Source organism: Belliella pelovolcani, from assembly GCF_900156785.1.
In the GTDB taxonomy this organism is placed as follows: domain Bacteria; phylum Bacteroidota; class Bacteroidia; order Cytophagales; family Cyclobacteriaceae; genus Belliella; species Belliella pelovolcani.
Genome location: NZ_FTOP01000014.1, coordinates 86,833 through 110,465 on the forward strand (window position 1 = coordinate 86,833; position 23,633 = coordinate 110,465).

Below are 23,633 nucleotides of genomic sequence, written 5' to 3' on the forward strand. Positions count from 1 at the left end.
AATAAATAAATTGTAATCATTTGTGAATTTTCTTGCTCACGCTTATTTATCCTTCGAAGATCCAAAGGTACTGATTGGAAACTTTATTGGCGACTTTGTCAGAGGACCTGTTGAAGAAATTTATGAAAGGGATATCGTGATTGGTATTTTACTCCATAGAGAGATTGACAGATTTACAGATACGCATCCTGTAGTCAAGGAAGCCCAGCAATTACTCAAGCCTGAGTATGGGCGCTACTCATCTGTGATTACAGACATGTATTTTGACTACTTTTTGGGGAGATATTGGAAAAACTACCACCATCAGCCTCTTGATGAGTTTGCGCAAGATGTATACAAAGTGATAGAAGCTTACCATCAAATATTACCCGAAAGCTTCCTCAAAGCTTATCAGTATATGAAGCATTACAATTGGCTGTATTCTTACTCTGAGTTAGACGGCATCAGAAGAGCCTTGACAGGTATCTCAAAGAGAACTAGATTTGATTCTAAAATGGAAACAGCTCATCTTTTCTTGGATGAAAATCACGAAGTACTTAGAAAACATTTTGGCGACTTTTTTGAGGATTTGGTGAGCTTTTCTAAAAAAAGATTGAGTGTATTGAAAGCAGAAATATGATTCATTGTAAACCGAAACCAAACACCTATTTCGCCCTCTCTCTTGTTCTTTTGATCTTGATCAGTGGCTTGATCTACATTCTCAATGAATTTGCTACGACGAGAAGTTTTGGTCTTTTCTTCTACCTATTCAGTGCCCCATTGATCACAGTGGTCATTTTGATGCTATTGGTAAAAATGATGGCTGGTTTTAAATTTATCTCAGCTGGAAAAGATAAAATCATTACTAGACTCCCCTTGCGAGGCCAAACCAAAACCTATCAAATAGATGAAGTGCTAGCCTGGGAGGAACAAAAAGTGATCGCAAACAAAAAAGAATTCAAGCAACTCACTGTGGCCTTTGCAGATAAAAATTCATTTTCAATGAGCAACCATGAACACCAAAACTACGAAGAGTTCGTATCCTATCTTTCTAAAAAAGCAGGGAAGAAAAAGGTGAAATCTCGCTAGAAAGAAATTGAAAAAGATGTGGTCAATGCTGTATTTCCGTAGCTGAATTTTGCACCTGGCAATTCAAAATAAGAATCATCTCCAAAAAACTGCCTCAGCTCAATCCTAACTAGCCCTCTCGGGTGGATAGCATAGTCTAAATTTGTGGATAGACCAGAAATTCTCATCCCTTGATCTAAGATGATTGCCTGCTGATCAGCATAGTACTCCGCCCTACCCGCAAGTTTGAATTTTTCGCCCAGATCCCTTCTCAGGGAAGCCGTTAGACCAATCCAGTGATTGATTTGAGAAAAAACTGAGGATTGCACGCCATAATCAAATCCTATCGTAGCTCCCCATTTGCCTGGTGAATATTGCGTGTAGAAATTATTGAAGAACCTGAGCTCGGAGGCTGGATTGACTCCTTCATTCCCAAAGTAATTGGCATAATGAATTTCAAGATTTGAAACAGGGCGGTAATTGGCTGCAAACCCTAATCCAATCCCCTGATTCCTGCTTTGTCTTTGTACATTTTGCCAGCCATTGGTTGCCCATAGTGTAAAATCCAGACCCTCGCTCCAAGCATAGCTCAACCTGGCTCCCGTAAGAAAATAAGGGGAGTTTTCAGCCAGCAAGCTTCTGCTCAAATGCCAACAATCTGCTCCAATAGCGCTTTCAAAACCTATATGGGAAGGCATAATACCTATATCCAACCAAAGCTTATCCAAAAGCTTGAACCCAACAGAGGCTTCATACACCAGCTGAGCCCATTGAGGTTCATCTGCAAGATTAAACTGCGCATAATTCCCAACCATCAAACCCAAGGTAGCTCTAATATTATCCTCTTGATAGGAAGCCTGTAGAAGGGCAAGATTGACACTGAATTCATTGTGCCTTTTGAAATTATATAAAAACTCAGGCCTAAGATGATCCGCAGGCTGATTGAAGTCATAAGAATAATAGGTCTCCAAATAACCTGAAAATGTGAATTTGCCGTGCTCTTGCGCAACACTTAAAAGAGGGGATAATAAAAAGAGGTATAGTAAAACCTTTCGCATCCTTAAAATTAAAAAAACCTGAATCTAAATCGATTCAGGTTTGAATTTTTATCGTTTTGTTCTGAAGTTTTTATCATAAAGCTCAATACTCTCTCTGATGATTTTGTAAGCTTCCTCTCTACCTAAGAAATCCTCCACTTTCACTTCCTTGCTTTCTAGCTTCTTGTAGTCTTCAAAGAACCTGTGTACTTCCTTCATTAAATGAGGAGGCAATTCATCGATGTCTTCAATATAATTGACAGACTGATCATCAGCAGCAACGGCGATAATTTTATCATCCGCTTCTCCCCCATCGACCATTCTCATGACACCAATCACTTTTGCTTTGACCAAAGTCATAGAAGGAATGTCTATCTGAGAAATAATCAGTATATCTAATGGATCATGATCCTCACAAAAAGTTTGTGGAATAAAACCATAATTAGCTGGATAGTGGACAGCAGAGAAAAGTACCCTGTCGAGCAGTAACATTCCCGTTTTCTTATCTAATTCGTACTTCCCTTTGCTACCTTTTGGAATTTCGATTACGCCCATCACGAATTCTGGAGCCTCTTTACCTATTTGCACATCGTGCCATGGATTGATCATATCTAAAAACTTTTTATCGTTCTACTTTTTAAATGGGGCGCAATTTACTTCCTATTCCCATTTTTATCAAAGTATCCCCCTTCAATTTTGAAATATTTATAGATTTAAGAGCGTTTATGATCAAAATCATTAAAAACTTCGTGATTTTTTGAATTTATCCCTTCAAAGAAGGAAGCGTAATCGTGAAAATTGTACCGTGGTCTAACTTTGATTCCAATTGAATTTTTCCACCCATTTGAGTTACAGATTCCTTCACCATGTATAACCCTAAACCCGATCCAACATTTCTCTGTGTCGCCCTGTGGAAAAGATTGAATACTTCTGTATGATACTTTTCATCAATGCCAATTCCATTGTCTTCTATTTTCACGGTAGCAACAGCATCTTTTACATCTACTGTTAACTTGATAAACTTGGATTCTGATTCAAGTTTTTGAAATTTGTAAGCATTGCTAAAAAGATTATTGAGAATCACCCGCAGTTTAGCATCATCAGAATAGAAGTCTGACGTTTGATTGACATCAATGGCTATGTTAATATCATCCAATCCCCATTTTTCTTTATATGCTTCTAACTGCTGATTGACGATATCCTTGAAATCTATTTTGCTTACTTTATTGTCAATTTTAGTAGACCTATAAAAATCCAACATCTTGTAGATAAAGTCATCTAACCTTAAGGTAGCAGAATCAATCATATCAAAATACTCAATGATATTCGGGTCTTTAGCTTCCATTTTGGCTAGTTTGGAAACACCAGATATACTCATCAATGGGCCTCTCAATTCATGTGACAAGCTGTAGACAAACTGATTCATTTCAGAATGCACCTTTTTCAGTCTCTCATTTTTGTCTTTAAGTTCTCTTTTGGTTAAATATATCTCAGCTGCATTTTTGATGGCATTTTTGATCTGCTCCAAGTTCCAAGGCTTATCAATGAACCTATAGACCTCTCCTTTATTGATCGCATCGATGACACTGGCAATATCAGAATATCCTGTCAACAATATCCTGACAGGATCTGGGTTGATTTTCATTAACTTTTCAAAAAACTCGACTCCAGTCAAGCCTGGCATCCTTTGATCAGCGATCACCACATGTAGCTCTTCCTCTTCAGCAATCTTTAAGCCTTCCTCCGCGTCTATTGCAGTGATGATATGGAAGTCTTTTCTAAGACTCGCTTTAAAAGAATTGAGGTTATTATCCTCATCATCAATATATAAAACACGGATTTTATTGCTCATTTTGTGGTGTATTTTGATAAATCGGCAATGTAATGATGAAATTTGTTCCCTGACCTTCGCTAGTATCTACTTCTAAAGTACCCTTATGATTTTCAATAATAGTATAAACAATTGACAATCCAAGACCAGTACCTTTTCCTACAGCTTTCGTTGTAAAAAAAGGTTCAAATATTCTTTGTTTCACAGACTCAGGCATCCCTGGACCATTGTCCGCTATTTCGATCTGTATATGATCTCCTATTTGCTTTGTACGGATGGTGATTTCTGGATTTGGATTGGTATCCAAGTGATCTTGAAGCGCGTGAATGGCATTGGTGATAATATTCATAAACACCTGATTGATTTTACCTGCCAAACACTCAATCATTGGGATTTCGTTGTATTCCTTAATAACCTTAATCCTTCCTGACATCGAGCTATTGAGCAAGACCAAGGTGCTATTGATTCCATCATGAATATCGACTTTTTTGACATCTTGTTCATCTACCCTGGAGAAAAGCCTGAGACCCTTGACTATTTCAACTGTTCGCTTAGCTCCATCTTCCATACCTTTGAGCAACTGATCGATTTCGTCCAAGACATAATCCAACTCTATATCTTCTTCGAGGTCTTTGAGTTCTTTTTTAGTCTTTTCATCAAACTGCGCCTCTCCTCTGTCTTTGTATGTTTGCACCACCTCTAGCAGGTCTTTGATGTCCCTTTTGAGCGGAGAGATATTTGAACTCACAAAGTTGATTGGGTTATTGATTTCGTGGGCAATACCTGCAGTAAGCTGACCGAGGGAGGCCATCTTTTCTTGATTGACAAGCTGTGTTTGGGTATTTTGAAGGTTATGTAGCGTCTCTTCCAATTCCTCTGTTCTTGCTTTGACTTTGGCTTCCAAAATTTCATTTTGTTCCAAAATCAAACTTTCATTTTCCTTGAGAATTCTCAATTTCTCAGCTTGCTCATCCTCTTTCTCTTTTTTGAGAATATTGATTTTATCCGCTAATGCCAAAGAAAGCAAAATCGCTTCCATCGCTGTCCCCACAAGCATCGGGAAATTGGCGATCATGTTCAGTTTGATTACGCCATTTGTTTGAAGAATAAAAACTAGTAACCCGATAAAGAAGAAGAACCATCCAATAATAAAATACACTGCTGGCCTATAGCCTTTCTTTGCTATAATACTGGCTGTAAAAGCAAATAAAACAATAACCATCAATCCAGAAATATCTGTAAGCATGTAGCTTACTTTCACATTATCAACTAACCTAACTAAAAAAGCAATCCCATAAACGACAATATTTACAACTAGAAATTTATCCAATAGTGGAGTAAAATTTCTTGTTTTTAAAAATTTCCTCATAAAAGTAATCCCTGCAACGCCGGAGATTGAAGAAAAACCAATTATACTCAGTTCATAAATTCTTGGGTTGAGATTCAAAAAGTAATAAAAAGAATAGCCTAATAAAGATGTCTGAGCAAGTGCTATAAATAAAATATAAATGGAATATATAAAGTATATCTTATCCTTAATGAGGAAAAACAAAATAAAGTTATAGAGGAATAATGCGAACATTATACCCATATAAACGCTTACAATCAGTGTTTTTTGACTGTAGACAAAATGAAAAGTGTCGTAGGAGCTAACGACTAATTCGACCGTAATTGGTTCAAAACTTTGTATAGAAATAAAAAAGTCTCCAATACTTTCTTCACCGTTTAATTTAAAAATTGGATTCGGGCTTGAAAAAGGGTTAGACCTTCCATAATTGGTCCCTGCTTTACCTATTTCTATCAAATCTCCTGAATCTAGTCTTTTAAATAGTTTAACTTCCCTAAAAGTTGGGTTCCTTAGTTCTAGAGCCAAATCACCATTGAAGTTCAATCGTTCCGTTATTCTAAAGCAAAGGAAAACAGAATTCTGGTGTCCTAGATTTAAAGCAGTTCCAGTGAGTATGACTTCTTCCAACTTATTATTAAAACTATCATCCTCATATATAGTGAAATTTTGTACTTCATAAGAATCGATATTCCCAGTGGCTTTCAAAAATGCAATGACAGGTGCTAAAATAAAAATGATAACTACTAAACCGATTACCAAAGGCTGCTTACTGTTTTGAGTTCTTATCATAACATTTCCAAATTCAAATCAAACTCAACTTCCATTTCACCCATCTTACTTTCTAGTATTTTTATCTGCTTGGGATTTCTCCTAAGATCAAAAATAAAGTCCTTTTCAGCAGGTAAGGCACGTTCTAGTGAATTCACATCTTCAACCTCCATTATCGTAGCTACCAATCCTTCCTTTGGATACAAAAATGTCCCATTTACCCCTAATTCTTCTATAATCCTTAAGCCGACTGCTTGAGAGTTTGCAACTGTAAAAGGGGAACAAAATGCCATAAGGCAGTTTAGGTTCAAGAATGATGTCAAAGCAACCCCAATTCTGATTAAATATATACTTCCAATACCGTAACCAGATACCTCCTTAGAATTCCATAAACCACAATACTCGGCTACTTTCAAATCCTCAAATCTAGTCATGTATTCTACTATTCTTTCATCCTTTTCGAAAATAGCTCCCTCTAGTGGTAATGGATAGCCTGAACTTCTTAATTGAACTCTACCTCCACCCAAAATCCTTTGGCCATCTTCAGACTCTACTAGTAGGAGATATACATTGGGGTTGTTCACCCAAGATCTATCGGCTGAGGTCACTTTGGTCACTCCATATGATTCTAGCACCTTGAAGTGTCCCGCTATATATTTCTCAGTATCTTCAGGAGAGGAGATTGCTCTCACAACTCTAATTTTAACTTTCATCTGCTTTCCTAAAGAATTTATCTAAATCAACATATTCTCGACCTGACCTAATATCAAATCCATTCAAAATATTCCTTGCAAAATGCGCACACATCGCTCCTCCCATAATAACTGATGTGCCTAGCTGTGGCCAGTTAGTTATGGTTTTCCCCATTTCAGCAATACTTGCCTTTCCCCTTTCAGAAATATTTTTGAAGTCAAGCACTGACATTAATATTGTAGGAGCAAGTTTCTCTAAATTATTCAAAATATCTCCCTCTTCGCCATATTCACTCAATTTACCATGAAACACTGGTCTATCTGACTCTAAATCGAATCGCTCTACATCTACCATCCCTCTATCACTGGTATCCATCAAGACAGGAATTCCAAGTGCTCTTGCTTTGATCCTTGCCTTGATTTTAACTGCAAGGCTGTCACACTCTTCGATTAATAGATCAAGGTCACCTCCTTTACTGAAAAAATCATCCAAATTTTCATCGGTAATCCCTTCCTCGTATACAGTCACTTTCAAAAAAGGATCTATCTCTGCGATTTCTCTTTTGACGAGGGTAGTTTTTGGAACTCCAATATTGAGTACGCTCGTACGAAGACGATTCATATTTCCTAATTCCAAAGTATCAAAATCAGCAATTCTCAACTCACCAAAAGAACGTTCCATTGCCAAACTGATCGCCACACTCTGCCCAACTGACAATCCAATAATGCCAATTCTCTTAGTCGCGAGTTGATCTTGCTCTTCTTGAGTGATTTTATATTTGTTTCTTATCGTCCTCACCGCAACAAAATCTTCCTCCGGAAGTAAATGCGCTATGGTCTTTCTCCATGGATAGTAAACCCACACGCCATAAGTCTCAGGTACGTGCTCTTCAAAAAATCTATTTACCTCCTCATCAAGCTGAGAAGAACTATATCTAATGCTTGGATTCTGAAGCTTGGTCAGCTCAGCTACTTGACTTTTTATTTCGTCAAAAACCTGAATTTTGTCATCTTGCTTCAGTTTCTCTATTATTTTTAAATCATGATTGTTGAGGGGGTCAAGTATCAAAACTTCGAGCTGACTCTCCAAATCAAGTTCTTTTTGAGCAATCATTAACATTTGTGGTGGGTGGTAGATAGTGGTAAAGTTATATTTTTGAAATCATTTTCATATTAAAAAAGCCAAAAATGTTCTCTGAAATGAATTTTATTTAGATATTTGGTAAAATACAAAGCTAAACAAGTGAACTAAGCTTATTAATTATCAAAAACTTACCTAATTATATTGGTTTTTATTCAATGTTTTAGCTAATTAATATTCAAACTGTTTGAAAATAATGTCTGAATCCAAAGAGGAAAAAATAAGAATTCTATACGTAGACGATGAAGAAAATAATCTTCAAGCATTCAAAGCTACGTTTCGAAGAGATTATAAGATCTCAATTGCAATTTCCGCAGAGGAAGGACGGGAATTCCTAAAAACGCAGGAAGTGGATATCATTATCACTGACCAGAGAATGCCAGAAGAAACTGGTGTAGATTTTTTAGCATCTATCATTCCCCTTTATCCAGACCCAATAAGAATTTTACTCACTGGGTATACAGACATCCAAGCCGTAATCGACGCAATCAACAAAGGGCAAGTTTATCATTACCTGACCAAACCCTGGGATGAAGATTACCTGAGGACAGTCATCAATAATGCATTTGAAGTCCTTTCCCTGAGGAGAGAAAATAAAAAACTAACCGAAGACCTGATCAAGGCCAACGATCAATTGGAATTCCTTTTAAGACAAAACCTACTCTCTTAGTAACGAGCTGCAAGTAATAATTGCAGCTCTTTGTGTGTCATGGCAAATTTTCTCGCTAAATGTGCGTTTGTCAAGCTCCCTCTATAAGTATATACCCCTTTCATAAACCATTTGTAATTAAAAATCATCTCTTCTGCCCCTTTCAAATCTGCCATCTGTAGGAGAATCGGGGTGAAAATATTACTTAAAGCTACTGAGGCCGTACGAGAAACCCGAGAGGCAATATTTGGTACGCAATAATGGATGATTTCATGTTTTTTGAAAATGGGCTCTGAATGTGAAGTCATCTCAGCAGTCTCAATACATCCTCCTTGATCTATACTCACATCAATGATGATGCTACCCGGCATCATTGCAGCTACCATCTCTTCCGTCACTACTATTTTATTCCTACCCTTTTCAGCCCTTAAGGCACCAATCACCACATCGGCCTCTTTGAGTGCCTGTACAAGTGTGATATTATCGATGGTAGAAGTAAATACTTGTTGACCAAGCAATTGCTTAATCCTCCTCAATTTGTAGATGTGATTATCAAAAACTTTGATATTTGCACCTAAGCCAAGTGCTGTTCTTGCGGCATATTCCGCCACGGTTCCCGCTCCAATAATGACTACTTGAGTAGGAGGAACACCCGTGACCCCTCCAAGAATAAGCCCCTTACCATCATTGACACTAGAAAGATATTCCGAAGCAACCAGCATCACAGTAGATCCAGCAATCTCACTCATTGCTCTTACCACAGGCATTCCCCCTACTTTATCTTCCAAATTCTCAAAAGAAACTGCCGTAATTCTCTTTGAATTGAGCGCATGAATATAATCGGCTGACTGTCTTCCCAATTGAAGCGCAGAAATCAAACAAGACCCCGGCTTCATATACGCAATCTCCTCAACACTAGGCGGCTCTACCTTAAGTACAACTTCTGACTCAAACGCTTCTTTGGCGGTGTAGACAATTTTTGCTCCAGCATCTGAATAGTCTTTGTCCTCAAACTTAGATTTCTTTCCAGCTTCAGTCTCCACGATTACCTTGAGCCCATTATTGGTCAATAGACGTACCGCCTCTGGAGTAAGCAAAACTCGCTTTTCTTGAGAATCGATTTCTTTTGGTACTCCAATTACGAAATCACCCTTAGACTTCTTGACTTTTGCAGATGCCTCTTTGGGAAGTATCTCGACAGATTCGGTAACATCAACCATGCTGTGCTCCATTTACAATTTTTGAAATGCTAATCACTCTCCAACCTTTTTCATCTACCTGAATGCTTATCAACTGGAAAGTATCAGGAATGTACTCTGGAATTCTCTCCGACCATTCGATCCAACAATAGGCACCACTATAGAAATATTCCTCAACTCCAATTTCCAATACTTCCTCAGCATCATCAATCCTGTAAAAATCAAAATGATAAAACTGCTGACCTTGCTCACTGCTATATTCATTTACAATAGAAAAGGTAGGGCTAGAGACTAGGTCTACTACACCCATTTCCTTTGCAATAGCCTTGATTAAAGTAGTCTTGCCTGCTCCCATTTGACCTTTGAAAACCCAGATTTTTTCATCTTTGCAGACTTCAATAATTTCTTGGGCTACTTGAGGTAAGCTAGCTAGATTATCACAATAGATTTTTTTCAAGTTATTAATTATTCTTCGGTAAAAGATGCACTACAGGAATTATTATCTCTTCCAAAGATACGCCTCCATGTTGAAAAGTATCTTTGTAATAGTTGACATAATAATTGTAATTGTTTGGATATGCAAAGAAATAATCTTCTACTGCAAAAACATAACTTGTAGAGACATTAAATCTTGGAAGCTTAGCATCTTCAGGCTTGTTGATTTCAAAGACTTTTCCACTTTCAAAGTTTAAGTTCTTACCCTGCTTGTAACGAAGGTTTGTGGTTACGTTCTTATCACCTATAATTTTGTAGGGCTTGTTGACACGCTTGGTACCATGATCAGTTGTGACGATTAGCTCAGCTCCCGCAGCGCTGATTTTTTTAAATAACTCAAACAAAGAGGAATGCTCAAACCAACTCTTGGTCAAGGATCGATAAGCCGATTCATCTGGAGCCAATTCTCTAATCATCTTCATATCTGTCCTTGCATGGGACATCATATCCACAAAATTGAAAACTATAACATTAAGTTCATTATTCATCAAAGAATGAAATTGATCTACCAAACTCCTTCCTTGATATGCTTGTAAAATCTTATGATAGCTATATCGTATATTCAACCTGTTCTTGTGCAGATTTTCAGCCAAGAATTCCTCTTCTTTATTATTCTTCCCTTCATCTGTATCTTCTCCTTCCCAAAGGTCTGGGTGAAATCTCGCCATATCAGATGGCATCAAGCCGCTGAATAAAGCATTCCTGGCAAAGGCGGTGGTAGTAGGAAGAATACTGTAGTAAGTATCATCTTCTTTTGAATTGAAATACTCCAAGACTAAAGGCTCTAAATCTTCCCACTGATCCAACCTAAGGTTATCTATCACCACAAAGAAAAGCGGCTTACCTTCCTTTACGTGAGGAAATACCTTCTCCTTCATCAATTGATGGGAAAGAATTGGACTATCAGCCTTTGAGTCATTTAACCAATCGAGGTAATTATTTTTGATAAACTTTGCAAAAGCAGCATTGGCTTCAACCTTTTGAGTTTCCAGCACCTCTTGCATACTTTTATTTTCTGTCTTATCAATCTCCAGTTCCCAATAAGTCAGTTTTTTATATATATCAGTCCACTCCTGATGTGTAGAAGCATCACTGCAAGCCATGCTGATATTCATAAAATCCTGTCTGTAGGATAAATTGGTCTTTTCAGAGATCAACTGCTTGTTTTGAAGAATTTTTTTGACAGAGAGCAGAATCTGGTTTGGATTGATAGGCTTGATCAGATAATCAGCAATTTTACCTCCGATGGCATCATCCATGATGTGCTCCTCTTCACTTTTGGTAATCATGACCACAGGAATCTGTGGCTTGATCATTTTGATTTGCTGAAGTGTCTCTAGACCTGTCATGCCTGGCATCATTTCATCTAGAAAAATAACATCAAAATTATGTTCCTCTACCTTTTCAATTGCATCTACCCCGCTATTCACCGTACTGATATCATAGCCTTTTTGCTGAAGAAAAAGTATATGCGGTTTTAATAGATCTATTTCGTCATCAGCCCAAAGGATTTTGTATTTTTGCATAAAATTCTGTTTAAATCGTTTAAAATTATAATTACTTTTGACTCCAATCAAATGTCCGAGACATTGAAAAGCCGTAAAATATTAAATGATCCTGTCTATGGATTCATCACAATTCCCAGCGAGTTGATTTTTACCATTATAGACCATCCATACTTCCAAAGGTTACGTCGGATCAAGCAGCTAGGTTTGACTGACTATGTCTACCCCGGTGCACTACATACCCGATTTCATCATGCATTAGGTGCTATGCACCTGATGAGCATCACTTTGGACAACCTGAGAAATAAAGGTAATGAAATTAGTGACGCAGAGTACGAAGCAGCTCTTATTGCCATACTGCTTCACGATATCGGACATGGACCATTTTCTCATGCTTTGGAATTTTCACTGTTGAAAAACATCCCTCATGAATCCTTATCCTTATTGATCATTGACGAACTTAATAAACAATTAAACGGCCAACTTGACCTTGCACTGAGGATTTTTAAGAATCATTATGAAAGAAAATTTTTTCACCAACTAGTTTCTAGTCAGCTCGACATAGATAGATTGGATTATTTACAGCGAGATTGCTTTTTTACCGGGGTCTCTGAAGGAACCATAGGAGCAGACCGGATCATCAAAATGATGGCGATCAAAGATGATCAACTTGTAGTAGAAGAAAAGGGACTTTACAGTATCGAAAACTTCTTGAGTGCTCGTCGTCTGATGTATTGGCAAGTCTACTTACATAAGACCACAGTCGCTGCAGAGAAGATGTTAATCAACTTAATCAGTAGAGCAAAAGATCTCACTCAAGAAGGTGTAGAGATCAAAGCTACAGACGAGTTTTTGCATTTCCTGAAAAATGATTTCACTTTGGATGATTTCAAATCCTCCGATGTTCTGATCAAGACCTTCTTAGAGCTTGATGATTATGACATTTGGGGAGGTATCAAGTTTTGGAAAAAAGACAAAGATTATATCCTTCGCAGCATATCCAATATGTTTCTTTCTCGTAATCTATTTAAGATCAATTTAAATAGTGAGGAGTTTTCGCAGGAAGAATTGGAAAACCTTTGGAAGAAAACACAACAAAAGCTTCAAGTTCCAACAGAAGACATGAAGTATTTCTTCTCTAATGGTACTATCAGTAACAATGCCTATGTAGCCAAAGAGCGAATTCATATCCTCACTAAAAAAGGAGAAATTATTGATGTAGCACAAGCTGCTGACTTACCCAATATCAAAGCGATGAGTAAGATTGTCAAAAAACACTATGCATGTCGCGCTAAAAATTTAACTTTGTAGCCAAAAAATAGCAATTATAATGGAATTTACCGTAGAGCAGGTAGCTTCACTTCTCAATGGCAAAGTAGAAGGAGATGGATCTACAAAAGTCAATAGATTGGATAAGATTCAAGATGGGCAGCCTGGTGGCATAAGTTTTTTATCAAACGAGAAGTATGAAAACTTCATCTACGAAACTTCAGCATCTGCGGTAATCGTATCTGAAAATTTCCAACCCAAAAAATCACTCAAAACATCACTCATCAGGGTGAAAGATGCCTATACAGGTTTTACACAAATTTTAGAAGCTTATGCACAATTTACCAAAAACAGTAAATCAGGCATAGAACAACCCTCCTTCATTCATGATAGCAGCACCATAGGCGGAGATCACTATAGAGGCGCTTTTTCGTACATTGGCCAAAAAACCGTAATTGGTGACAATGTGAAAATTTACCCCAATGTATTTATAGGTGATAATGTAAGGATTGGTGATCATTGTATCATACATCCAGGAGTGAAAATCTGCAATGACACGATCATTGGCTCTTATTGTGAAATTCACCCAGGAGCGGTCATAGGCTCTGATGGTTTTGGTTTTGCACCACAAGAAGACGGCACCTACAAGGCAATTCCACAAATAGGCAATGTAATCATTGAAGATTTTGTGAGTATAGGTGCAAACACCACAGTAGATTGCGCAACTATGGGATCAACAGTCATTAGAAAAGGCGCTAAAATTGATAATCAGGTACAAATCGCCCATAATGTAATCATAGGAGAAAACACTGTGATTGCCGCTCAAGCTGGCATCTCAGGATCTACTGAAATTGGTAAAAACTGCGTCATTGCGGGAAAGGCTGGAATCGTAGGACATATCAAAATCGCCGATAAAACTACCATAGGTGCTAATACAGGGATTATTAGATCCATAGAGACTTCAGGTCAAACACTTTTCGGATACATGGGATTTGAGCTGAAAGGTTTCTTAAAAGCTTACGCAATTTTCAAAAATCTACCTCAGCTTCAGGATCGATTGAGAGAACTGGAAAAAAAACAATAAATTTACGCACTCAAATCAAATTTAGTAATCGATACCTATGAGGGTAAAACAACATACTATTAAAAAACAAGTCACCGTATCTGGTGTCGGGCTCCACACAGGAGTAATTTCAAACATGACTTTTTTGCCTGCACCTCCCAATCATGGATACAAATTTCAGAGGATAGATATCGAAGGTATGCCCATCATCGATGCAGATGTTGACAATGTCGTAGACGTATCTAGAGGGACTACCTTGGAGCAAAGTGGCGCAAGAGTTTTCACTGTAGAGCATGTACTTGCTGCTCTTGTAGGTTTAGAAATAGACAATGTCCTGATACAATTGGATGGTCCAGAACCTCCAATCTTGGATGGCTCTTCGATACAATTTATCGAGGCTTTGGACCAGGCAGGTATTGAAGAACAAAACGCCTTGAGGAGATTTTTTGAAATTCCTGAAAGCATCTCCTATCGGGACCCATCTAGGGAAGTAGAGATGGCGGCACTACCTTTGGATGATTACCGAGTCACTGTGATGGTGGACTACAACTCTCCAGTTCTAGGCTCTCAGCATGCCTCTATTACAGATATTAGCCAATTCAGATCTGAGATAGCATCATGTAGAACTTTCTGCTTCCTACACGAACTCGAAATGCTGTACAATCAGAACCTGATCAAAGGAGGCGACCTGAACAATGCTATTGTAGTAGTTGATAGAGTTGTCGAGGAAAAGGAATTGGCACATTTGGCAAAAATGTTCAACAAAGAAAAAGTAGAAGTTCGTAAAGAAGGCATCCTAAACAATGTGGATTTGAGGTATAAAAACGAACCTGCAAGACACAAGCTTCTAGATGTGGTAGGTGACTTAGCCTTAGTTGGAAGACCTCTGAAAGCTCAAATTCTTGCAGCTAGACCAGGTCATGCTGCCAATGTAGCTTTTGCAAAAAAAATAAAAAGAGCTATGGAAAAGGCTGGCCCAAGTCACATTCCATATTACGATCCAAAACTCCCTCCTGTGATGGACATTGCTCAAATCAGCAATATCTTACCACATAGATACCCTTTTCAGTTATTGGATAAGGTTATCTACCTCGATGATACTGTTGTAGCAGGAGTAAAAAATGTCACCATGAATGAACCATTTTTCATGGGGCATTTCCCAAATAATCCCGTGATGCCAGGCGTACTGCAAGTAGAAGCGATGGCACAGACTGGAGGAATCTTAGTCCTCAGCACTGTAGATGATCCTGAAAACTACTGGACATATTTCTTAGGGATTGAAAATTGTAAATTTAGAAAGATGGTTATCCCTGGAGACACCCTAGTTTTTAAATGTGAATTACTTGCTCCTATAAGAAGAGGAATAGCAAAAATGAAAGGTGAAGCTTACGTAGGCAATACACTCGTCTGCGAGGCCGTTATGACCGCAAGCATCGTAAGAAAAGAATCATGATCAGCAAACTATCCCAAATACACGAAGACGCAGTTTTAGGTGAAGGTGTTCATGTAGATCCGTTTACCATGATCCATGAAGACGTCACCATCGGAGAGGGTACATGGATAGGTTCCAATGTCACTATTTACCCTGGGGCTAGAATTGGTAAAAACTGTAAAATTTTTCCTGGTGCTGTGATTTCAGCGATTCCTCAAGATTTGAAATTCCAAGGGGAAAAAACACTCGTTGAAATTGGTGACAATACAACGATCAGAGAGTGTGTGACCATCAGTAGAGGTACTTTGGACAAAATGACCACTAAAGTAGGAAGCAATTGCCTATTGATGGCTTATGTACACATTGCACACGACTGTATTGTTGGAAATAATGTAATTATAGCAAATGCCGTTCAAGTAGCTGGTCACGTGATCATTGACGATTGGGCAATCGTAGGTGGAAGTAGCGCAATCCATCAATTTGTAAAGGTTGGGATGCACTCGATGATTTCTGGAGGCTCACTTGTAAGAAAAGACGTTCCCCCATTCACCAAGGCAGCCAGAGAACCACTCAGTTATGCAGGCGTCAATAGTCTTGGTTTAAGAAGAAGAGGCTTTTCAAGTGAGACTATTAGTCATATTCAGGATGTGTATCGTTACCTCTTCCTAAATAGCCTCAATAACAGTCGGGCCTTGGAAGAAATAGAAGTGAATCTCCCAGCTACCAAAGAGAGAGATGAAATTGTAAATTTCATCCGTTCTTCCGAAAGAGGAGTAATGAAAGGCTATATCCAATAATATGGTTCAAATAGAGCTGGTTAATGCGTCAAAAAGGTTTCAATATGAATGGATATTCAGAAACTTGAGCATCAGTATTCCAGCAGGATCAAAGTGGGCAATCACGGGGAGTAATGGCTCTGGTAAATCCACTTTGATCAAATCTATTGCTTCCCTCAACCCTTTGACGGAAGGATCAATAAAGTATTTTTTTGAAGACAAAGAAATTTCTGAAGAACAGATTTATCAATATTTGACTATTTCTGCTCCTTACTTGGAGTTACCCGAAGAGTTTAGCTTACTGGAGATCCTTAACTTTCACTTTCAGTTTAAAAAAGTTTTTCAAAATCTTTCTTTTGAGGAAATGATTGGAGAGATGTATTTGGAAAATCATAGCCAAAAAACTATTAACCAATTTTCTTCAGGGATGAAGCAAAGACTGAAATTAGGGCTTTGCCTTTTTTCAGATGTCCCACTCGTACTATTAGACGAGCCTACTTCCAATCTTGATGAAAAAGGGGTGAACTGGTACCTTGCGCTGATCGAGAAATTTGGTAAGGAAAGGACTATATTGGTATGTTCCAATGATCCAAGAGAATATACTTTTTGTGAAAATCATATACACATCGAAAACTATAAGTTAAAATAAGTGTTTGATTCTTCAGCCATATGTTTAAATTTACAAATCTCAAAAAATTACAACCCTATTATGAATAAATTAGTACTTAACCTTTTATTGATTTCAGCTTTTGGCTTAGTGCTTTTTGGATGTAAAAAAGGTGATGATCCTGCTCCGCAAAAAACTCCCGAAGAATTGGCTATAGAAGACCTGGCTGGCAGTTCTTCTACCACATGGACTGTAGCTGGTGGCGGTACCGTCACTAGGGATAACCGCTCAGAGACCAATATTTATGCAAATTTTGAATTAACTTTCGCTGCCAATCAAAACAGCAAAACTTATAATACAGTCAACGGTGGAGATCTTTTCGATGGCTCAGGAAACTGGAATTTTGTAGGAACCGATGTTTCAAAATTCATTTTAGCAGGAACAAGACCTGCGTCCGGACCAGAAATTTCCTTTACAAGATCGGGCTCGGACCTTATATTGACCTTTACAATTGTTGCGCCAGGGTCTGGTGAAAAAATCACTCCTCCGAATGGCGCAATCGCTGGCAACTATAGATTCGCTTTGAAAAGAAAGCCTTGACCATAAATTAAAACCAAAACAACAGCGCCTTGATTCTATTGATGAAATCAAGGCGCTGTTGTTTTTAAGCAATACTTTAAATTACGATTTTAGCTCTACAAGCGTCACTCCAGCTCCTCCCCGATCAGCATGTTCATCAGTTACTTTTTTTACCTGAGACATGTTACGAAGGATATTTCTTGTAATATCCTTGAGTATGCCATCTCCCTTACCATGTACAATTCTGAGGTCTTTGAGACCCAACATATGCCCGTCATCCACAAAATTTTGAACCAATGGCAATATCTCTTCTCCCCTTTTTCCTCTAATATCTAAATTGGGGGAAAAGTCCATCATCTTAGCATTGGGATCAAATCCTGACCTTCTGGCTATGGATTTCTTCTCCTTCTTCATTTCAGAAGAGGATATCTTCTCCAGGCGCTTCAATTTGACATTAGACTTCAAATCTCCGATGCTGATCTCCACATCCTTACTTTTGATGGCAAGCACCTCAGCTACAGCACCATTATCCTTTAGCCTTACAAAATCCCCTACTTGAATATCTCCTCCTATGACCTTGATCTCAGGAGCCTTGACCACTTCTTTTTCTGGTTTGACTTTTGCTTTGAACACCTCCAAATCAACTCTCAACTTCTTGGTTGCCTCTTTATCTGCTTTTTGTTCTTTGATAGACTTGATGGTGATTTCTATTTTTTTGTTTACTTCATCAAGTAGTGCCTTCGCCTCTGCTTTAGCCTCTTGGATGTATTGTTTTTTATTGGTGTCGATGGTTTCTTTTAGCTGCGTATACTCTTTCATACGCTGCTCCAGCATTCGCTCCTTCCTAGCATTCTCACTGACTAATTGTTCATACTTTACTTTTTCATTTTCAAGCTTGTTGAGCATACGATCATATCGGACACGTTCTTCCCCAATATTAGCTTTTGCATAGGCGATTATATCCTTAGATATGCCGATTTTAGAAGCTATCTCAAGCGCAAATGAGCTACCTGGCTTACCAATTTCAAGCTGATATAAGGGTTCCAGCTTATCTACATCATAGCGCATGGCTCCATTAACCAAACCCTGATTCTTCGAAGCAATCTCCTTGAGGTTACCATAGTGAGTAGTGATTACTCCGTATGCTCCTGACTTATTCAACTCCAAGAGAATTCCTTCTGCTATAGCTGCTCCAAACTGAGGCTCTGTACCCGTCCCAAATTCATCAATAAAAAGGATGGTCTTTTTATTGGCAAACTGAGTAAAGTACTTCATGCTCATCAAATGTGAGCTATAGGTACTGAGATCATTCTCAATATTTTGTTCATCTCCAATGTCTATAAAGAAATTATCAAAAACAGTACATTTGGAATGTGGATCCACAGGAATTAATAAACCACATTGCAGCATATATTGCAACATGGCCACGGTCTTTAAGGTCACAGATTTACCACCTGCATTAGGCCCAGATATCACTAGAAGTCTCCTATTGTGGTCTAATTGAATATTCAGTGGTGTTACTTTTTTTCCCTGCTGGGCTAGCGCAAACTGCAAAAGTGGGTGCTTAGCATTGTACCAGTCTAGTTGCTTTGCTTTTTCAAGAACAGGCTTAGCAGCGTTTGTTTTCAGAGCAAATTTTGCTTTCGCTCTGATAAAATCGACCAATCCCAAAAATTGAAATGCCTTTCTCAAATCTGGAATAAAACTTCTCAAGATATCCGTCAATTGAGTGAGGATTCGTTGGATTTCCCGACGCTCCATGTACTCCAAATCCTTGAGTTCATTATTGATATCCAATACTTCGGCTGGCTCGAGGAAAACCGTCTGACCGGTAGCTGATTCATCATGGATAAATCCTTTTATTTTCCGTTTGTTTTCGGCCAAAACTGGGATTACCATCCTTCCACCTCTGATAGTAACAGATGCATCTTCTGGTGTCAAACCTTTGGATCTTGCATCTCTAAAAATCCTATCCAAAACTTTCCTAAGTCGACTTTCTTCATAAAGAATCTGGGAGCGTATCAGAGCCAAGTCTTTTGATGCATTATTTCTGATTTTTCCCTTTTCATCTATCACACGCTCTATTGCCTTCAGTAGCGTTTGATCCAGTTGGACTAGGCCAAGAAGTTGGTGTAGGTTGGGATATTCTTCAGAAAACCTATTAAAAAAATTAACACAGCCCACCAATGTGAATAAAGACAATTTGATTTCATGGAAATCATCCTCATACAAGAAAGTACCTTCAACCTTAGCTTTATCCAAATAGGGGTGAATATTGGTATAATTGGAAGCTGGAAAAGACTCACCTGAAATTAATATTTGTCTAAATTCTTCCGTTTGATCCAAAAGCCGAGTAATCAAACCCAGATCTTTTGAAAAAGTCATTTTATCAACAAAAGCAGTCCCTAAGGAGCTGGAGCATTCTTCTTTGATCAACTCTCTGATTTTATCAAAATTGATCTTTTCTTCAACACTAGTTGGGTAATTCATCACTTTCTTTTACGTTCCCTTCTTTTTCGATTACATTCAATGAATCGATTACTCTGGCATAGACCCTATCAATAATTCTAGGTCGAGCCAAATAGTACTCTAAACTCCTATGGAAAACTGAGTCTGACACTTGATGTTTTCGAAAAACTTCCTTCTCAAACATGGGGTACAAATTTCTTGATGAATCATAATTGATAGGTAAGGTGCTCACATAGCCTTCCGCAATATGAATATCTATCAGCATCCCTACCATTTGATCTTCATTGAGAACATACTCAGGCTTGGTTTCTTTTCTGCAAGACTGCATGAAAAGGATGAGCGGTATAAAGAATAATAACTTTTTCACGTTTCAAAATTAACACTTTAAACAGAGAACCACATATAAATTTTATTATTCAAAAGACTGCCTTAAATTAGACATCCGAAAACAACCTTCATGAACCAACTACTCAAAAAACTTAGAAGATATGAAATCATGATCCGGAAAGTGGCCAACAACCACCTTCAGGGTGATTACCAATCCATTTTCAAAGGCGCAGGGTTGGAATTTGATGATTTGAGACCATACCAGTATGGTGATGATGTAAGAACCATAGAATGGAAGGTCTCAGCTAAAGGCCACGGGACCTTTGTCAAAACATTCAAAGAAGATAAAGATCAAAGTGTCTATTTCCTCTTAGATATCAGTGGATCTCAAGATATAGGTGCATCAGGAAAAAAGAAAATAGATAAAGGAAAAGAAGTTGCTGGCGTTTTGACCTTAGCGGCTATTTTTGAAGGAAGCCAAGTAGGACTTGTATCTTTCTCAGACCAAAAAGAAAAAATCATTCTTCCAAGTAAGGGTCCCAAGCAAGGAGTTAAAGTAATTCAAGGGATTTTTAACCACGAGAACAAATCACTAAAAACAAACTTAAAGGAGATGTTCTCATTTGCGCTGAACTTAATCAAAAAGCGTAGCATCATAATTGTGATTTCTGATTTCATTGATGATGGATATGAACGTCCTTTTAAAGCTTTGGCAGAGAAACACGATTTGGTAGCCATTCAATTGACTGACCCTAGGGAATCCAAACTACCTGCATTGGGAATTATTCCAGTCTTTGACAAAGAAGAAGGAAAAACAACCTGGGTAAATACTGCATTTGGATCATTTTCTAAGAAAATTACAGATACATTTACTACAGAAAGAGATTTACTCAAAAGAATCTGCAAAAAAAACCAGATCAATTATCTTGAAATCGATACAGGGCAAGACATCGTATTGCCGTTAATCGAGTTGTTTAAGACCAGAAATAAAACCATGAAACGTGGCTAAGATTACTAAACTTCTATTCTTTTCAATCCTACTATTCACTTGTCAGTTCAGTCAAGGACAAGAACTGAAAGTGGAGGGTTACTTCATGAAAGACTCTGCCAAAATTGGAGAGAAAATCCCTTATGTGCTTAAAGCAAAATACAGTCAAGGAATGAATGTGGTATTTCCCGATTCCACATTTGATTTTAGTCCATTTGTATTACTCGAAAAGCAAACCTTTATGAGTAATACCAAGGAGGATATAACACTAGATAGTGCTATTTATTATGTGTCCAATTTTTCCTTAGATCCAATTTCTTCTTTTTCCTTGCCCGTTTTTGAGGTAATGAAGTATGATAGTTTAGAATACTATCCTGAAGAGGCATCGTTAGCATTAAAGCTGATGATCAATCCTCTACCTGAGCAGCTTTTATTTCAAGATAACAATGTCTATCAAACAATCCCAAAGAGCTTTAATTACCTTTTATTGATTGCTGTATTGGTAAGCATTATCATCTTATCTCTAGTGCTATTTTTCTTCTTTGGAGAAGGTATTAAACGACAGTTTCAAATTTGGAATGAAAAAAGAAAATATAAGAGATTCATGCTTCGTTGGGAAAAAGCAGAAAGAACATTTGCTTCAAAACCCGACATGGATGGTGCAGATGAATTACTAGGATTATGGAAAACCTACATGGAGCATCTAAATAACAAGCCATTTAGGGAATGGACTACTTTAGAAATATCAGCGTTCTTAGCCAATAAAGAAATAATCAAAGACTTCAGAGACATAGAAATGGTCATTTATGCTGGTAAGGAAGGGCAAGATATAAGCAAAGCATGTCAAAACCTCAAAGGAATCTGTGCTGAATCCTATCAACAAAAAATCACCCAAAAGTAATGAGCGTTAATAGCATCTCTGATTTCTTTTCTTTGTATTGGTTTTTTCCTGAAACCTTCAAAAGCTTTGATTGGGAAAATATCTGGGCGCTTCACTTAATATGGATCATCCCACTTTTGATGATCCTTAGAAAATTCGTGAAACTTCTAAAAAATCCTGTTTTAGAGCTATCTCTTCCAGGTTCTGTTGCCACCAATAACCCTTGGACTTATCTCAGATTAGTTCCTACATTATTTTTCTTATTATCCCTATGGATGGTAGCATTAGCATTAGCAAGGCCACAAAAATCAAATGAAAGAGTAGAACAATACACTGAAGGCATTGACATCATGCTTGTTCTTGATATTTCAGAATCAATGGACCTTCAAGATTTCCAACCAAATAGACTTGAAGCTGCGAAAGAAACTGCTATTGATTTCATTAATGGTCGATTTGGAGACCGGATAGGCATGGTCATATTTTCGGGTGAAGCATATTCATTGGCTCCTTTGACAACTGATTATAATTTACTGACAGATTTGATCAAAGATATTTCCTTCAATATGATGGATGCCAAAGGCACTGCAATTGGTAGTGCTATTGCTGCGGGTACAAACAGAATGAGAGAAGCAGAATCTAAATCCAAAGTAATGATCCTTCTTTCTGACGGGGAAAACAACGCAGGAAATGTAGACCCTATATTTGCTGCTGAACTTGCAGCAGCTTTTGATATCAAAATATACAGCATTGCAGTAGGGAAAGATGGCATGGTTCCTTATGGAGTTGATTTTTTTGGTAGGCCTCAAATGATTGAAAGTTATTTGGATGAAACTACTCTGAGAGAAATTGCTACTATAGGAGGGGGTAAATTTTACAGAGCATCTGATGATAATGCACTCGAACAAATATTTGAAGAAATAGACAATCTAGAAAAAGCAGAAATCATTGAATCAAGATATAAAGAGACCAATGATTACTATCGAATTTATTTATTCTGGGGACTTTTATTCTTTTTCAGTTGGATGATTCTAAAAAGCACTTTCTTCAACAACTTCTTACTTGACTAGAATTTTTAATCTATATAATTATTGGTTGGTTGAGTTATTGGGCGAATTAGAGATTACAAGATTTTAAGATTGAAAAATTGGAAATTGGGTTGAAAGGTTAGAAAGTTTAAAAGTTAGCGGGGGTTATTTGATTTAGTTATTGGTTGATTGGGTTATTAAGGGATTTGAGATTACAAGATTGGAAAATTGGAAAATTGGGAATTGAGTTGAAAGGTTTGAAGGTTAGAAAGTTAGCGGGGGTTAGTTGATTGGGATATTGAGTTATGATGTGAATTGACTGCTCGAAGAGGGTGGAATTTAGTTTAAAGTTTGGAAAAGCACGATATTGATCTTTTGTCTTATTTCTCCTATCTTCCTTCTACTTCCTTCCGCTCTTTACTCCTTTGCTAGCTTAGCGAGAGCAAGGGGCTATAAAACACAAAAGCCTCTCAGTTTCCTGAAAGGCTTTTTAATAATGTGGCGGC

General features: G+C 37.7%; 23 protein-coding genes. 12 read left to right on the plus strand and 11 right to left on the minus strand.

The annotated features are described in order from the left end of the window. Positions 1-22 precede the first annotated feature (22 nt). Both BW935_RS14425 and BW935_RS14430 read left to right on the plus strand, forming a co-directional pair. Complete coding sequence (locus tag BW935_RS14425; protein WP_076502490.1) at positions 23-619, plus strand: acyl carrier protein phosphodiesterase; 597 nt, start codon at positions 23-25, stop codon at positions 617-619. Next, entirely contained in the window at positions 616-1,068 is a 453-nt protein-coding gene (locus BW935_RS14430; RefSeq protein ID WP_076502491.1) for a hypothetical protein, read from the plus strand. The genes BW935_RS14425 and BW935_RS14430 overlap by 4 nt, the downstream gene beginning before the upstream one ends. Here BW935_RS14430 and BW935_RS14435 read toward each other — a convergent pair. The 6 genes from BW935_RS14435 to BW935_RS14460 form a co-directional block, all read right to left on the minus strand. After that, positions 1,065-2,105: a porin gene (locus BW935_RS14435; RefSeq protein WP_076502492.1), complete on the minus strand. Its 1,041-nt coding sequence runs from the start codon at positions 2,103-2,105 to the stop codon at positions 1,065-1,067. The genes BW935_RS14430 and BW935_RS14435 overlap by 4 nt on opposite strands. Before the next feature lie 48 nt (positions 2,106-2,153). Continuing rightward, complete coding sequence (locus tag BW935_RS14440; RefSeq protein WP_076502493.1) at positions 2,154-2,693, minus strand: inorganic diphosphatase; 540 nt, start codon at positions 2,691-2,693, stop codon at positions 2,154-2,156. A gap of 154 nt (positions 2,694-2,847) precedes the next feature. Next, entirely contained in the window at positions 2,848-3,936 is a 1,089-nt protein-coding gene (locus BW935_RS14445) for a hybrid sensor histidine kinase/response regulator (RefSeq protein ID WP_076502494.1), read from the minus strand. Further along, entirely contained in the window at positions 3,926-6,052 is a 2,127-nt protein-coding gene (locus BW935_RS14450; RefSeq protein ID WP_076502495.1) for a 7TM diverse intracellular signaling domain-containing protein, read from the minus strand. The genes BW935_RS14445 and BW935_RS14450 overlap by 11 nt, the downstream gene beginning before the upstream one ends. After that, positions 6,049-6,744, minus strand: a complete 696-nt coding sequence (locus BW935_RS14455; protein ID WP_076502496.1) for a hypothetical protein — start codon at positions 6,742-6,744, stop codon at positions 6,049-6,051. Before BW935_RS14455 ends, BW935_RS14450 begins: the two co-directional genes overlap by 4 nt. Next, entirely contained in the window at positions 6,734-7,843 is a 1,110-nt protein-coding gene (locus BW935_RS14460) for a ThiF family adenylyltransferase (RefSeq protein WP_245802713.1), read from the minus strand. The genes BW935_RS14455 and BW935_RS14460 overlap by 11 nt, the downstream gene beginning before the upstream one ends. Before the next feature lie 217 nt (positions 7,844-8,060). On the opposite strand from BW935_RS14460, the gene BW935_RS14465 reads away from it, so the two are divergent. Continuing rightward, positions 8,061-8,534, plus strand: coding sequence for a response regulator (locus BW935_RS14465; protein ID WP_076502498.1), 474 nt, complete (start codon positions 8,061-8,063; stop codon positions 8,532-8,534). Here BW935_RS14465 and BW935_RS14470 read toward each other — a convergent pair. From BW935_RS14470 to porX, 3 genes are read right to left on the minus strand one after another with little or no spacing between them, the layout of a single operon-like run. Then, positions 8,531-9,733, minus strand: coding sequence for an alanine dehydrogenase (locus BW935_RS14470; protein WP_175606677.1), 1,203 nt, complete (start codon positions 9,731-9,733; stop codon positions 8,531-8,533). The two genes, BW935_RS14465 and BW935_RS14470, sit on opposite strands and share 4 nt — an antisense overlap. After that, entirely contained in the window at positions 9,726-10,169 is a 444-nt protein-coding gene (tsaE, locus tag BW935_RS14475; protein ID WP_076502500.1) for a tRNA (adenosine(37)-N6)-threonylcarbamoyltransferase complex ATPase subunit type 1 TsaE, read from the minus strand. The genes BW935_RS14470 and tsaE overlap by 8 nt, the downstream gene beginning before the upstream one ends. Before the next feature lie 4 nt (positions 10,170-10,173). Further along, on the minus strand, positions 10,174-11,733 hold the full coding sequence (porX, locus tag BW935_RS14480) for a T9SS response regulator signal transducer PorX (RefSeq protein WP_076502501.1): 1,560 nt from the start codon (positions 11,731-11,733) through the stop codon (positions 10,174-10,176). 51 nt (positions 11,734-11,784) lie between these two features. Here porX and BW935_RS14485 point away from each other — a divergent pair, with 51 nt between their 5' ends. From BW935_RS14485 to BW935_RS14510, 6 genes are read left to right on the plus strand one after another with little or no spacing between them, the layout of a single operon-like run. After that, positions 11,785-13,023, plus strand: coding sequence for an HD domain-containing protein (locus BW935_RS14485; protein WP_175606676.1), 1,239 nt, complete (start codon positions 11,785-11,787; stop codon positions 13,021-13,023). A 19-nt stretch (positions 13,024-13,042) separates the two neighbouring features. Further along, the gene (lpxD, locus tag BW935_RS14490) at positions 13,043-14,065 is read left to right on the plus strand and encodes a UDP-3-O-(3-hydroxymyristoyl)glucosamine N-acyltransferase (protein ID WP_076502502.1); all 1,023 of its coding nucleotides are present in this window, start codon (positions 13,043-13,045) and stop codon (positions 14,063-14,065) included. 37 nt (positions 14,066-14,102) lie between these two features. Next, positions 14,103-15,497 (plus strand): bifunctional UDP-3-O-[3-hydroxymyristoyl] N-acetylglucosamine deacetylase/3-hydroxyacyl-ACP dehydratase, encoded by a 1,395-nt coding sequence (locus BW935_RS14495; protein WP_076502503.1) that lies wholly within the window; start codon positions 14,103-14,105, stop codon positions 15,495-15,497. Beyond that, complete coding sequence (gene lpxA, locus BW935_RS14500; RefSeq protein ID WP_076502504.1) at positions 15,494-16,273, plus strand: acyl-ACP--UDP-N-acetylglucosamine O-acyltransferase; 780 nt, start codon at positions 15,494-15,496, stop codon at positions 16,271-16,273. The genes BW935_RS14495 and lpxA overlap by 4 nt, the downstream gene beginning before the upstream one ends. A gap of 1 nt (position 16,274) precedes the next feature. Next, entirely contained in the window at positions 16,275-16,901 is a 627-nt protein-coding gene (locus tag BW935_RS14505; protein ID WP_076502505.1) for an ABC transporter ATP-binding protein, read from the plus strand. A gap of 60 nt (positions 16,902-16,961) precedes the next feature. Continuing rightward, positions 16,962-17,459, plus strand: coding sequence for a hypothetical protein (locus BW935_RS14510; protein WP_076502506.1), 498 nt, complete (start codon positions 16,962-16,964; stop codon positions 17,457-17,459). Positions 17,460-17,540: 81 nt separating this feature from the next. Here BW935_RS14510 and BW935_RS14515 read toward each other — a convergent pair whose 3' ends face one another. Next, positions 17,541-19,928, minus strand: coding sequence for an endonuclease MutS2 (locus BW935_RS14515; protein ID WP_076502516.1), 2,388 nt, complete (start codon positions 19,926-19,928; stop codon positions 17,541-17,543). Further along, positions 19,912-20,274 carry a DUF4296 domain-containing protein gene (locus BW935_RS14520; RefSeq protein ID WP_076502507.1) on the minus strand — a complete coding sequence of 121 codons (363 nt, stop codon included), beginning with the start codon at positions 20,272-20,274 and terminating at the stop codon, positions 19,912-19,914. The genes BW935_RS14515 and BW935_RS14520 overlap by 17 nt, the downstream gene beginning before the upstream one ends. Positions 20,275-20,364: 90 nt before the next feature. Here BW935_RS14520 and BW935_RS14525 point away from each other — a divergent pair, with 90 nt between their 5' ends. Genes BW935_RS14525 through BW935_RS14535 form a run of 3 tightly spaced genes read left to right on the plus strand, consistent with a single transcriptional unit; the run spans position 20,365 to position 23,169 of the window. Beyond that, positions 20,365-21,243: a DUF58 domain-containing protein gene (locus tag BW935_RS14525; RefSeq protein WP_076502508.1), complete on the plus strand. Its 879-nt coding sequence runs from the start codon at positions 20,365-20,367 to the stop codon at positions 21,241-21,243. Further along, entirely contained in the window at positions 21,236-22,123 is an 888-nt protein-coding gene (locus tag BW935_RS14530; RefSeq protein WP_245802714.1) for a hypothetical protein, read from the plus strand. Before BW935_RS14525 ends, BW935_RS14530 begins: the two co-directional genes overlap by 8 nt. Continuing rightward, complete coding sequence (locus tag BW935_RS14535) at positions 22,123-23,169, plus strand: vWA domain-containing protein (protein ID WP_076502509.1); 1,047 nt, start codon at positions 22,123-22,125, stop codon at positions 23,167-23,169. The genes BW935_RS14530 and BW935_RS14535 overlap by 1 nt, the downstream gene beginning before the upstream one ends. Positions 23,170-23,633 lie beyond the last annotated feature (464 nt).